The sequence below is a fragment of the Helicobacteraceae bacterium genome, from assembly GCA_031258155.1.
Lineage (GTDB): Bacteria > Campylobacterota > Campylobacteria > Campylobacterales > SZUA-545 > JAIRNH01.
The window spans coordinates 12,851-25,721 of record JAIRNH010000021.1 but is presented as its reverse complement, the minus strand read 5'-3'; the positions used below and the strand labels follow the sequence as shown (position 1 = coordinate 25,721).

The 12,871-nt window shown below is 51.8% G+C and carries 13 protein-coding genes; 9 read left to right on the top strand and 4 right to left on the bottom strand.

From position 1 onward, the window contains the following. Positions 1–97 precede the first annotated feature (97 nt). The 4 genes from LBF86_03305 to LBF86_03290 are packed head-to-tail and all read left to right on the top strand — an operon-like array spanning position 98 to position 3,965. Positions 98–463, top strand: coding sequence for a hypothetical protein (locus LBF86_03305; protein ID MDR0664529.1), 366 nt, complete (start codon positions 98–100; stop codon positions 461–463). Beyond that, positions 463–1,752 carry an AMIN domain-containing protein gene (locus LBF86_03300; protein ID MDR0664528.1) on the top strand — a complete coding sequence of 430 codons (1,290 nt, stop codon included), beginning with the start codon at positions 463–465 and terminating at the stop codon, positions 1,750–1,752. The genes LBF86_03305 and LBF86_03300 overlap by 1 nt, the downstream gene beginning before the upstream one ends. A gap of 6 nt (positions 1,753–1,758) precedes the next feature. Further along, positions 1,759–2,937 carry an FtsW/RodA/SpoVE family cell cycle protein gene (locus LBF86_03295; protein ID MDR0664527.1) on the top strand — a complete coding sequence of 393 codons (1,179 nt, stop codon included), beginning with the start codon at positions 1,759–1,761 and terminating at the stop codon, positions 2,935–2,937. Further along, complete coding sequence (locus tag LBF86_03290) at positions 2,934–3,965, top strand: glycosyltransferase (protein MDR0664526.1); 1,032 nt, start codon at positions 2,934–2,936, stop codon at positions 3,963–3,965. The genes LBF86_03295 and LBF86_03290 overlap by 4 nt, the downstream gene beginning before the upstream one ends. A 421-nt stretch (positions 3,966–4,386) precedes the next feature. Here LBF86_03290 and LBF86_03285 read toward each other — a convergent pair whose 3' ends face one another. From LBF86_03285 to LBF86_03275, 3 genes are all read right to left on the bottom strand, one after another. After that, positions 4,387–4,566, bottom strand: a complete 180-nt coding sequence (locus LBF86_03285) for a hypothetical protein (protein ID MDR0664525.1) — start codon at positions 4,564–4,566, stop codon at positions 4,387–4,389. 437 nt (positions 4,567–5,003) lie between these two features. Further along, positions 5,004–5,915, bottom strand: coding sequence for a cysteine synthase A (gene cysK / locus LBF86_03280; GenBank protein MDR0664524.1), 912 nt, complete (start codon positions 5,913–5,915; stop codon positions 5,004–5,006). A 23-nt stretch (positions 5,916–5,938) separates the two neighbouring features. Then, positions 5,939–6,352 carry an Rrf2 family transcriptional regulator gene (locus LBF86_03275; GenBank protein MDR0664523.1) on the bottom strand — a complete coding sequence of 138 codons (414 nt, stop codon included), beginning with the start codon at positions 6,350–6,352 and terminating at the stop codon, positions 5,939–5,941. Positions 6,353–6,482: 130 nt separating this feature from the next. Here LBF86_03275 and mnmA point away from each other — a divergent pair, with 130 nt between their 5' ends. After that, entirely contained in the window at positions 6,483–7,517 is a 1,035-nt protein-coding gene (mnmA, locus tag LBF86_03270; GenBank protein ID MDR0664522.1) for a tRNA 2-thiouridine(34) synthase MnmA, read from the top strand. A 116-nt stretch (positions 7,518–7,633) separates the two neighbouring features. On the opposite strand, the gene rsfS is transcribed toward mnmA, so the two are convergent. Next, a complete protein-coding gene (rsfS, locus tag LBF86_03265) occupies positions 7,634–7,975 on the bottom strand; it encodes a ribosome silencing factor (GenBank protein ID MDR0664521.1) in 342 nt (113 codons plus the stop codon). An 80-nt stretch (positions 7,976–8,055) separates the two neighbouring features. Here rsfS and LBF86_03260 point away from each other — a divergent pair, with 80 nt between their 5' ends. Genes LBF86_03260 through fabI form a run of 4 tightly spaced genes read left to right on the top strand, consistent with a single transcriptional unit; the run spans position 8,056 to position 11,738 of the window. Continuing rightward, complete coding sequence (locus LBF86_03260; GenBank protein ID MDR0664520.1) at positions 8,056–8,967, top strand: hypothetical protein; 912 nt, start codon at positions 8,056–8,058, stop codon at positions 8,965–8,967. Between the two features lie 28 nt (positions 8,968–8,995). Beyond that, entirely contained in the window at positions 8,996–10,198 is a 1,203-nt protein-coding gene (locus tag LBF86_03255) for a phosphoglycerate kinase (GenBank protein ID MDR0664519.1), read from the top strand. Then, on the top strand, positions 10,195–10,917 hold the full coding sequence (locus LBF86_03250; protein MDR0664518.1) for a triose-phosphate isomerase: 723 nt from the start codon (positions 10,195–10,197) through the stop codon (positions 10,915–10,917). Before LBF86_03255 ends, LBF86_03250 begins: the two co-directional genes overlap by 4 nt. Further along, positions 10,914–11,738 carry an enoyl-ACP reductase FabI gene (gene fabI, locus LBF86_03245; protein MDR0664517.1) on the top strand — a complete coding sequence of 275 codons (825 nt, stop codon included), beginning with the start codon at positions 10,914–10,916 and terminating at the stop codon, positions 11,736–11,738. The genes LBF86_03250 and fabI overlap by 4 nt, the downstream gene beginning before the upstream one ends. Positions 11,739–12,871: the final 1,133 nt, after the last annotated feature.

Here is a 12,871-nt window from a genome sequence, read left to right as displayed (position 1 = left end):
TGGCGATCGCTCCTATTCGCGGTTTAAGCGCTCGGCGCTTTAGTCAAAAATCTGTATGATCGCTACAATTTACGAAATTACATTACAAGGATAGGAAATGCCAAAGAAAAGATCGGAACAAGCTGAGCAAAATACGGCGAGCGAGGGCGAAGAAGTAAAGCCGCAAGCGGCGGAGCTTGACGGCGCGGCTTCGGAAAAGGGAGGCGAAACTCAAGGGGGCAAAAAACGTTGCGAGGAAGCGTTCGCAAATGCGTGGAATTGGGCGAAAAACGGCGCTAAACGCGCTGCGCCATACGTTAGCAAAGCGGCGAGTTTCGCGTCGAATTGGGCGTGGGACAACGCGGCGACCGTGTTGGCAATCGCCGCCGCCGCGCTGGTTGGCGGCGTGTTTGGGCTTATAGTCGCTCTGGCGGTTTTCGCCGTGTTGAGCTATTATAGATCCCGCAAAGAACGAGAAGAGTAATGCGAGTTTTAGGAACGCTGATCGCGTTAGGCTTTTTGTTGTCCGCGTGCATTCGTCCGCACGGCGTAACGATCGAGCCAAGCGAGGACGAAACCGCTCAAAACGAAAAAATCCTCCCCGCGCAAAACGCGCTGACGGCGACGTTGATTGATTACTACGCCGCCGCCGGGTCGCCCGACGCGAGCGTAGAGACAATCGAGGAGCTGGATCAAGAGCTAAGGCGGCATATTGAAGGCAAAAAGTCCGATCCAAACGCCGTTGACGGGCGAGGTTTTTCGCCTTTGGCGATAGCCGCGCAAGCCAATGATCGCTCTATGATCGAACGGCTGTGCAAGGCGGGCGCTAATTACGAAGCGACGGCGGCGCATAGGATTCCGCTACTAGTCTTGTCGCTGCAAGAGGGGGCGCTAGAGAGCGCCAAAGCCCTGCTCGCGTGCGGCGCAAATCCAAATATCGGCGGCGCGGAGTTTCCCTCGCCGCTGACAATCGCCGTTTTAGGGGGGATAACAGGCGTTGATTACCGCCGAATGGCGCTTTCGCTACTAGACGCAGGCGCCAATCCAAACTTGGGCGCGGTGGGCGAACACCCGCTTTTGCTATACGCGATCAAAACCGCTCAAAACGATCTGGCGCTAAAGATGATCGAAAGGGGGGCGAACCTAGAGCTTACCGACGACGAAGGAATGACCCCGCTTACGTGGGCGATCCTGCTCAAAAGCGAGGAGACGGTCGGCGCGCTTTTGGCTAAAGGCGCGCGCGCGGACGCGATCGACGCGCACGGCTACAGCCCGCTAAGCTGGGCTATCTTTACCGACAACCAAACCGCGATTAACGCTATAGTTGGTCAAGACGGCGTAAAAATAGCCGAAAACGAGCGCGGAACTCTGGCGGCGCAAGCGGCGAAAAACCGCTCGCTCTCCGAGTTGCGGGCGCTTGCGGCGGTTGGCGCTGGAACGCTTAGCGCTAGCGCCGCTTTGCCAAGCATAGCGCGTTTTAAGGCGATGGACTTTTTGACGCTTGAATACGACGATAAAGCAATCGCGTTTAAAACCTCCGATCCGTTAATACGCGATTTCGCGCTGGAAAATCCCGCGAGACTGGTTTTGGATTTCTCTCGCGCCGCCGCCGTGCAAAGCCTCTCTTTGCCGTTAAATCCGAACGGAACTTTTCAAAGAGCGTCGATCGGGCGGCATACGGGAAGCTATCGCGTCGTGATTTTTCTGGACAAGTCGTATCGTTACGATTTGGAGAGGACCGCGGAAGGTCCCGTCGTTACGTTGCGACAATAAAATAACTTGAGCGATCGTTATCTATTTATCTATACAGCCGCGTTGATCTTCGCGGGCGTGCTGTTCGCCCTTTCGCTGCCGCTTTACCTGACGCAGCGAATCGGCGCGCCGCACTACTATTTCTTTCTTAGGCAAGGTCTATACGCTTGCGTTTCGTTGTTTTTGATATGGGGGCTCGCGAGGCTTGATCCGGACAGATGGGCGTCAAAAATCGGCTTTGGAATCTTTTTTTTCTTTTTCGCGCTGATGTTTTTTATGCCGTTTATGCCCGAATCGATCGTTCCCGCCATAAACGGCGCTAGGCGGTGGATTAGATTCGGATCGCTTAGCGTTACGCCCGTCGAGTTTTTCAAAGTAGGCTTCGTCTATTTTCTGGCGTGGAGCTTGACTAGAAAACTCTATCGCCCCAAAACGGGCAAAGAGCAGTTTACCTTTGCTAGAGAGCTGGGCGCGATAGCGCCTTACGCGGCTATCTTTGTCGTGGCGATCGTTCTGATCGCCGTAACGCAAAACGATCTAGGACAGGTGATAGTGATTGGTTGCACGATGAGCCTGATGATCTTTTTTGCGGGTTCTAGCGTTAAGGTTTTTACCGTTTTAATAGGGTCATCGTTGTTTGTCGGTTTTGCGCTGATATTGCAAGCGCGGCATAGAATCGATCGCGTGTTGCAGTGGTGGAGCAGCGCGCAGGACTATATTCTCTCGCTGTTTCCCGATTTTATAGCGAACGCTTTGCGCGTTGACGCTTCCGCCGTTAGCCCCGCTTCTCAGGTTATCCAGTCGGCGCACGCGATCCATCACGGCGGACTAATGGGATCGGGGCTTGGGGCTGGCGTGGTAAAATTAGGTTTCCTTAGCGATGCGCATAACGATTTCGCGCTCGCGGGGATTGCCGAAGAAACGGGATTATTTGGAATAACGCTTGTAAGTTTATTGATCTTGCTTGTGATTTATAGAATATTCAAAATCGCCAATAGAAGCGATAATCCAGTTTTCTATCTTTTTAGCATAGGAATCGGAGTGATGATTGCATCGCAATTTTTAATGAACGCGCTTGGCGCGACGGGGTTAATACCGATAAAAGGCATATCCGCGCCGTTTCTAAGCTACGGCGGCGCGTCGCTTACCGCCTTTTCCGTAGCGATCGGAATGGCGCTTATGATTAGCAAGAAAGCGAAACTATGATAGTTTTAACGGGCGGCGGAACGGGCGGACATCTAGCCGTCGTTTCGGCTGTTAAAGAGGCGCTTAACGCCAAAGGGGTTAAACCGTTTTTTATAGGCTCCGATCACGGGCAGGATCGCGCGTGGTTTGGCAAGGATTCCGGTTTTATCGACAAGATGTTTTTGCCAAGCAAAGGCGTAATGAATAGAAAGGGATTAGGCAAACTCTTTTCGTTGCTAAACAACGGGCGGTTGGTTCTAAGAACCAGAAAAAGCCTCTCCGCGTTGGGCGTAAAGGCGGTTTTTAGCGCGGGCGGCTATGCGGCGGCGCCGGCGGCGATCGCGGCGGCAAGCCTGAAAATCCCGCTTGTAATCCACGAGCAAAACGCGGTGAGCGGCGCGTTAAATCGCAGGCTAAAGCCCTTCTGCAAGGCGTTTTACTCGTCGTTCGATCCGCTAAGCCCGTGCGCCGACTATCCCGTAAAGCGCGTTTTTTTCGATAAAGCGCGGGTTCGCTCGAAAATCAACGCTGTTATTTTTCTCGGCGGATCGCAAGGCTCGGAGGCGATCAATCAGTTTGCTATGAGCGTCGCGCCCGCTTTAACCGCTCGCGGCGTAAAAATTATTCACCAGTGCGGTCGCTCCGGATTTGAAGAGGCGCGGAAGTTCTACGAGGAAAACGCCGTCGACGCCGACGTTTTCGCTTTCAATTCCAATCTCGTCGATCTTTTTACGCAAGCGGATCTCGCGGTGGCAAGGGCGGGCGCCGGAACGCTCTTTGAGCTGACCGCCAACGGACTGCCCGCGCTTTTCGTTCCGTATCCTTTCGCCGCGGGTAACCACCAGATGGCAAACGCGAAATATATAAGCCAAAAGGAGCTTGGCTGGTGCGTAGAGGAGTCGCGTTTGAGTCCGGAAGTGCTGTTTAATATATTGCCCGTCGATTTGACGGATATTTCTAAACAGCTTGCGAAAGAGGTTCGCTACGGCGGCGCAATCGCGATCGCCGAGCGTCTGATGATTTTGCAAAAAACCGCGAATAAACTCTAGGCGTTTTTATTATGCCGCCCGCCGAGACGTTTTAAGGCAAATTCGCGCCGCTTAATTGGTTATGGCGAAGCTATTTTCTAGGCGTTTTCGCGGCGGCGGCAAAAAATAACTTTAGTTAGGCTAAATATATCGGGAAATAGTTTCAATATAACCGATCAACGCCCGTTTAATCTCGCCGTCTTTTGCGGCGTATGATTATATATTCGCGTTTAATCTATTGCTCGGAACGATACCAAGATAAGTTAACGATAGAAAATCGCTCGTTTCGCGGGCTAGATCGCTTCCATTCTTAACGCGATCCCAAGCCGTTTTCGCGCGCGTCGCGGCTTTGGTTCGATAAGGCAGGATTTCTTATACCGCGTCATTTTGCGGCTATATCGATTCGCCTGAACGCTTCGCGATACGCGCCGTTTTTCTCTCGCTACGCTTTGTTTATCGAGGCGATCGCGCGTAAATCGGCTTTCTCCCCTTCGTCTTGCGCCAAAAACGGAACGATAGTTAGCCGATCGATCCGCGCGATCGTCTCCTTTTCATCAATAAAGGTTCGAGCGGCGTTTTCGATAAAACGCTTATTGCGCCGCCGTTGAAACCCAGCGGACAAAGCGCTAAATCGCGGCGGCGCGATCGCCTCTTAAACGAAGATAAAATTACGCGCTCGCTCGATTTGCCGAAACTTCAGCGAATTTCGCCGCCTATTTTAAGCGTTTATTCGGCGATCGCTCGCGATCCAAAATCCGACGCGAGGCGGCGTTTTCTCTCTATCCGCCGTTTGTAGCGCGCCGCGCGAAGCGCCCAGATCAATTTTTGTCTCGAAAGGATAGCGACGCCTCGACGCAACTTAAATCTAAGATACTTTCATCGCTTTTAGGCGATAGCTTGCGGACAACTCTTGTCCCCCCGCGCTTTTTGGGGCGCGGAGGCGTTTTATGTTTATCGCCGTCAAACTCGTATGCCGATCCTCTTAATAGAAACAATAGCCTCTACGAGTTTATCGGGCTATAGCAATAAGCTAACTTGGCGCTTGCTAGTTTGATCTATTTACTCGAATAGCCCGCCGCTAAGATAGCGTTCGCCCGTGTCGCACAGGATCGTAACAATCGTTTTGCCCTTGTTTTGCTCCCGCTTGGCGACTTCCAGCGCCGCGTAAACGTTCGCGCCGGAGGATATGCCCACCAGCAAGCCCTCCTCTTTAGCCACCCGACGCGCCGTGGCGATCGCGGCTTCGTTGGCTACCTGTATAACCTCTTTATATACGCCCGTATTCAAGACTTTTGGCACGAAACCCGCGCCGATGCCTTGAATTTTGTGCGGTCCGGGTTTGCCGCCGCTAAGCACGGGCGAGGCTTGCGGCTCGACGGCGATCACCTCGATCTCCGGCTTTTTCGCCTTCAAAACTTCGCCTACGCCCGTAAGCGTGCCGCCCGTGCCTACCGCCGCGACAAAAATATCGATCTTGCCGTCCGTGTCGCGCCATATCTCTTCGGCGGTGGTAGAGCGGTGGATCGCGGGGTTGGCTGGGTTTTCAAACTGCTGAAGAATAATAGCGTTCGCGTTTTCTTTAACGATCTCCTCGGCTCTTCTTACCGCGCCGCTCATGCCCTGTTCGGGCGGCGTTAGCTCCAAATGCGCTCCGAAAGCCGCCAAAATCTGTCGGCGCTCCAAGCTCATCGACGCGGGCATAGTCAGCGTCAGCGAAATGCCTAGCCCCGCGCAAATGCTCGCGAGCGCGATCCCCGTATTGCCGCTCGTGGGTTCGACGATGATCGTTTTACCCGGAACGACGACGCCTTTTTTAATCGCGTCGTCGATCATGCTAAAACCTATGCGATCTTTGACGGAGTGCGTGGGGTTGAAAAACTCGGCTTTGCCGATCACATTGAAGCCTTTACCTACGCGGCTAAGGCGAACTAGCGGAGTATTGCCGATTAGATCGGTAACGTTTGTAGCGATTTTAGACACTGTTTTCCTTTTGTTTAGATGTGATACATTGACGCTTCATTTAGCCTAGCGGCGCGATCGACCAGCTCCTGCAACGGAACGGCGAACAGATTTTCGACCTTTCTGTTGATCTCGTCCCAGAAAATATCAAGCGCGGGCGAGTCAAGCCCGTATTTTTCGGGATTCATTCCCTCGCTTTCCATAGCGTAGAGAATCTGTAGCACGGTTACTTTTTCGGGGCTAATCGCCATCTTATAGCCGCCTTTTGCGCCGCGAATGCTCTCTACAAATCCCACTTTTTTGAGCTGAACCAGCAACTGTTCAAGATAGTTTTGAGGTATATTGCTGCCGTCGGCGATCTCCTTTATCTGCACGAGATTATCGCCCTGTTGCGCTAGATAAAGCATCGCCGAGAGCGAATACACGCCCTTCGAGGAGATACACACCATTGATTTCCTCCTTGTCAATTAACATTGTTGAGATTTCAAAAGCAAAGTGTAAGCAAATAAGGCTTAACATTGCAATATTATTTAATCCCAATCGGATTACTTGAAATAATCCTAGCAAAAGGCGGATAAAGTGAGCGGCAAGAAAAAGGTTCTAGTGGCTATGAGCGGCGGCGTCGATTCGTCGATGAGCGCGAAGCTGCTGTTAGAGCAAGGTTACGAGGTGCATGGCGCGTATATGAAAATGCACTCTTTCGAGGATAGGCACGCCGCCAATATAGAAAAAGGGCGCAAAGTCGCCGCGTATTTTGGATTTACCCATCACGTTTTAGATAAGCGCGAGGAGTTTGCGCAAAAGGTCTATACGCCGTTTATCAACATCTACAAAGAGGGCAAAACGCCCAATCCATGCACCTTCTGCAACCGTTATTTGAAGTTTGGCGCGCTGGCGGAGTTCGCCGATAGTCTAGGGTGCGAATATGTGGCGACGGGGCATTACATCAAAACCGACGGGGAGTTTTTTTACGAAGCGACCGATACGACCAAAGATCAGAGCTATTTTTTGTTTAACGTGCGCAAAGAGACGCTAAAGCGGCTAATTTTTCCGCTTGCCGATTGGCGCAAGCCCGACGTTAAAAAGATGGCGGCGGCGATACCCGAACTCGCCTTTTTGGCTACGCAACGCGAAAGCGCCGAAATATGCTTTGTGGAGACCGACTATATCGATATTATCGGCAAACATTTCAACGTGGAGCAAGCGGGCGACGTTCTCGACGAAAACGGCAAGACGATCGGCTCGCATAAGGGCTATATGCAATACACGATCGGCAAACGGCGCGGCTTTACGGTCGGCGGCGCGAAAGAGCCGCTCTACGTGCAAAAAATACTGCCTGAAGACAACAAAATCGTCGTGGCGCCAAAGAGTCGCATCTATCAAAGAGCGTTTGATATTGAAAAGGTAAATCTCTTTTTTGAGCCGCCGCAAAAAACGTTTCGCGCTTTGATCAAGGTGCGCTATCGCAACAACAAACAGCCCGGAGTAGTAACGATAGACGAAAACGGAGGCGCCAAGGCGGTTTTGGACGAGCCGGAATTCGCGATCGCCTCCGGTCAGGCGGCGGTATTCTACGAGGACAATAAACTCTTAGGCGGCGGCTATGTCGTATAGACGAGGTTGCGTTAGCGAGATTGCCTCTCGCGGCGCAAGCCGATTATAACGCCAATAGCGATCGCGCGCGCTTTCGCTCATAATAAGCGCTAGTATATCGCCTAAATCGTAACGATCTATCTTAAAGAAGCGGCTAGTTTTCGTTTCTTGAACTCGTCCAAAAAGGCTTCTAGGTTGTAGCGATCGCGCGCGCTTTCGCTCATAATATGTACTAGTATATCTCCCAGATCGATCGCCGCCCACTCGTCGCTTGTGTCGATATGCAAAAACTCTTCGCCTAACGGCTTTAGCGCCGATTTAAGATGATCGACCAGCGCGATCAGATGTTTATCCGCGAGCGCGGACGCTACGACGACGCCGCTCGTCATATAATCGCTGCTTTCTAGGTTAAATTTTTCTATGCGCTCCGCTTTGTTTTGATCCAAAACTTTGGCGATTGTCTCTAATCTCTCGTTCAAACTCAAGCTCGTCCTTTTGTAAATAAAGCGCGAAGTATAGCCAAATGCGCTACAATTCGCCCTTTTATTTGGAGCGTTGTTTGGCTACGATCGCGATTAACGGTTTTGGGCGTATTGGCAGGGCGTGCGCGAGATTGATTCTAGCGTCGCAAACGCATAGGTTAATCGCCGTCAACGATCTAGCCGATCGCCAAACGCAGACCTATCTATTGGAACGCGACTCCGTCCATAAAAGATTCAACGCCGATCTAAGCGACCTTCGCTTTTCCAGCGCCGCTAACCCTAAAGCGTGCGATTTTGGCGGCGCGGATGTTGTTTTTGACTGCACGGGCGTTTTTACGAAATACGACGAGCTTAAACCATATCTCGATCAAGGGGCTAAACGAGTCGTGATCTCTACGCCAAGCGCCGATAGTGCGGTCGCGTTAGCGCCGCCGCTTAGCGCTCCCGCCGCCGAGATCGTAAGCGCGGGTAGCTGCACGGCAAACGCGCTCTATCTCATATCCAAAGTCCTAAACGAGAACTTTGGAGTAAAAGCGGTTTTGGGGACTTCCATACATAGCTACACAAGCGATCAGCGCCTGTTAGACGGGCGAAACGACGAGCGCCGTAGGAGTAGGGCAAGCGCGATCAACATTATTCCCGTCGTTACGAGCGCGGCGAAAAACCTGATTAGATACGACGCTTTTTACCAAGACAAAGCGGCGGCGATCGGGCTTAGAATACCCGCGCCCAACGCCTCTATGATGCAGGCGACCTTTCTGCTAAAAAACGCCGCGAGCGCCGAAGCGATCAACGCCGCTTTTACGCGATCGCGAAACGCCGCGCTCGCTGTCGTTAGCGATTCTAAAGTCTCTACGGATATAATCGGTTTTAAGGAAAGCGCGATCGTCGATACGAGTTTGACGCTATGCCTTAGAGAGCTTGCTTGCGTGTGCGCGTGGCACGATAACGAAATCGGTTTCGCGGCGCGTATGCTAGAGTTCGCATAAATCCAAACTTTTGAAAGGAGCGTTTGCTATGACGCTTAGAACAATTAAAGATATTGAAATTGCGGACAAAAAAGTTTTTATCCGTTGCGATTTTAACGTGCCTCAAGACGAATTTGGCAACATAACTGACGATCGCAGAATCCGTTCGGCTTTGGCTACGATCAACTACTGCGTGGATCACAACTGCGCGATCATATTAGCCAGCCATAGCGGGCGACCAAAGGGCGAGTTTGACGCTAAATACACGCTTGCTCCGGTCGCTAAAAGGCTTCAAACGCTTTTGAAGCGCGACGTGATTTTGGCTACGGACGTAGTCGGCGCGGACGCGGCGAAAAAATCCAAAGAGCTGGCAAGCGGCGGGATTTTGTTGCTAGAGAATCTTCGCTTTGAAAAGGGCGAGACGAAAAACGACGACGAATTCGCCAAAAAACTAGCCGATATGGCGGACGTTTATATCAACGACGCTTTTGGCGTAAGCCACCGCGCTCACGCTTCGGTGGAGGCGATCACCAAGTTTTTCCCCGACGACGCGAAAGCCGCCGGATTTTTGCTCAACAAAGAGATCAACTTCTTTGATCGCACCCTTCAACACCCCACGCGCCCGTTTATCGCGGTAATCGGCGGCAGCAAGGTTTCGGGCAAACTTCAGGCGTTAGAAAACCTGCTCCAAAAGGTGGATAAAATTATCGTCGGCGGCGGCATGGCATTTACCTTCCTAAAAGCGCTAGGCGAGCAGGTGGGCGATTCGCTTGTCGAGGACGATCTAATTCCCGACGCGCTTCGCATTCTCGACGAGGCAAAAAAGCGAAACGTAAAGTTCTACCTGCCTGTGGACGTGGTTTGCGCACAGTCGATCGACCCGAACGCCGTTACGATCTACACGACCTCGAAAGAGATTCCATACGGCTGGAAAGGCTTGGATATAGGACCCGCCACTACGCGGCTGTTTAGGGAGGTTTTAGACGGAGCGCAAACGATACTTTGGAACGGACCTATGGGCGTTTTCGAGATCGACAAATTCGCCAAAGGCAGCTTTAAGATTTCGCACAGAATCGCCGAAAGCCACGCTACTAAGATCGTAGGCGGGGGCGATACCGCCGACGTGGTGCAAAGAGCGGACGACGCGGACGAAATGACTTTTATATCCACGGGCGGCGGCGCGTCGCTGGAACTTTTGGAGGGTAAGATTTTGCCCGGCGTTAAGGCGTTGGAAATCAAGGAGGGGCAATGATCGTAGCCGCCAACCTTAAAACAAACCATACGAGAGTCAGCGTCCAAGGCTATCTCGACGCCGTAGGCGGCTATATCGCTCAAAACGACATAACGGATCGCGCCGTAGTTTTTCCGCCTGCAACCGCGTTATGCGCCTCGAGAGGCAATATAACCGTCGGCGCGCAAAACGCTTGGCCTGCGGAAAACGGCTCTTTTACGGGCGAGATAGGTTCGGAGCAACTTGACGAGTTTGCCGTCCGCGCCATACTGATCGGGCATAGCGAGCGCCGCCATATTTTAGGCGAGGGGTTAGATCTCGTGAAGCGAAAGTTTGAATACTTCGCCGGATTAGACTATGAGATATTTTTCTGCGTAGGCGAGCCGCTAGAGATCAAAGAGGCGGGTTTCGACGCGGTTATGACCTATATAGAGCGCCAACTTGACGGCATAGACCTAAGCTATCCGCGCCTAGTTTTGGCTTACGAACCCGTGTGGGCGATCGGAACGGGCAAAGCCGCGACAGGCGACGATATTCTTTCGGTGCATAGCGCGATTAAGAATATATGCGACAAGCCGCTGCTTTATGGCGGTAGCGTCAAAGTTGATAACGCGGAAGCGATTTTGTCGTTAGATAACGTGGACGGGGCGCTTGTGGGAACGGCAAGTTGGATTAGCGAACGCTTCTGCGCGCTTTTAGATATAGCCGACAAAATCAAAAAAGGACAAGAACGGCAATGATTATGCAAGGAAAAAAAGGGCTTATCATAGGCGTGGCGAACAACAGATCGATCGCCTACGGAATCGCTAAGGCGATCAAAAAACAGGGCGGCGAGTTTGCGCTGACCTATTTTAGCGAGCAGGTTGAAAAGCGAGTGCGCCCGATTGCAGAAGAGCTTGATTGTAGGTATGTTTATAGGCTGGACGCAAGCTCTAGCGAAGAGATCGACGCGGTGCGCGAGAAAATCGAGCGGGATTTGGGCAAAATCGATTTTCTCGTTCACGCGGTGGCGTTCGCGCCAAAAGAGGCGCTGGACGGACGATTTATAGACACGAGCAAAGAGGCGTTTAATATCGCCTTGCAAACCTCCGTTTATACGCTAATAGAAACGGTGCGGAGGTTGTTGCCCGTATTCAACAAAGGCGCTTCCGTTTTGACGCTGACCTATTTAGGCGCGGTGGCGGTAGTGCCTCACTACAACGTAATGGGCGTGGCAAAAGCGGCGCTAGAAGCCTCCGTGCGCTATCTGGCGGCGGATTTGGGCGAGGAGGGCGTTCGCGTAAACGCGATCAGCGCGGGACCCATTCGCACGTTAGCCGCTTCCGGTATCGGCGATTTTAGAATGATTATGAAATGGAACGAGGCAAACGCGCCTTTGCGCGAAAACGTAACGATCGATCAGGTGGGAAACGCCGCGATGTATCTATTAAGCGATCTCGCAAGCGGCGTAACGGGCGAGATTCACTATGTCGATGCGGGCTACAACATTGTCGGTATGGGCGCGATCGAGGAGGTCGACGGCAAAGCGACGCTTGTTTGGGATCGAGTCAAAAACCAATAATAGCCTTTTGCGCCGCGATTGCCGATAAACGCTAAAGGTCTAATAGGCGCTTGTTATTCGCCCTCTGGCTAACAGAGGTTTCGCTACCTAAATAAATAGCGATTTCCACAAGTTCGTAGTAGGGCGATAGTAGATTTTTTCGCCCCAAAACCGTAAGCGGTTTTTGGGAGCTAGATTTCGGGCGTTTTTTTGCGACTATACTAATCGGTTAGTCGCGCAATCGTTTATTTTCCTCCCATATATCGTAATAAATCGCATTCGCCAAGTTCGCACGCCTTGCGAGCGTCCCCTGCGGCGCTTTTTAGATTGCCTAATTTTGTGTAAGCATTTGCGCGATTATGATATGCGTCCATAATGACGACCTTCTTTGCCTACCCGCACAGGCGGGAACCCATTCCCGTCATACGCATAGGCGGATATCCATACCCCCGTCATTCTCTCTCGTCATTCCTGCGTCCCCTTTTCGTCATACCCGTGAAAACGGGTATCCATCTTTTTATGATTGTTATCATAGATTCCCGCCTTCGCGGGAATGACAATAGGATTAAACCGCGATCTGGCGATGGATATTCGCTTAGATACGCCTTTGACCAAAAAATTGGACGAAAACCCAAAGCGGCAAAGGCGAACGACAATGAGAAAGACGCGGTATAACGCGCATTGAAACGTCGGCGGCGGTTGGCTTGCCGTTTGATAGCTTTGTCGCGCTCCTTGCGATCGCGCGGGTAAAACAGCGATTGGAAACGACGCGAAGAGCAATATATGATCAGAATTTGTAGCGCGATCGCGCCTTAAGTTGATTTAATTACGCTTTGCGACGTTTCATATAGCGCTTCGGGGGCAATGTCCTCATTCAACGCGGGTATTGACGGCGCGAGCGGTTTTGAAATAGGATACGTCGCCAAGTTAGCCGCAGAAACTACTCGATATTTCGCCGCAAAACGAAACTGAAACCTACTCGCTCGCGTATTCAGCGTAAATATGCGGTTTGTTATGTCTTTCGCCAGCTTCGTAATACGTCAAAATTGCCATAAAACAACGATAAACTAGGCATATCGCCCCCTTTATTATGCTATTTGAGCGAAGCCGCCCTACTTCGCGCGCTTTATCAAAAACGGCATTTCATGTCGTTT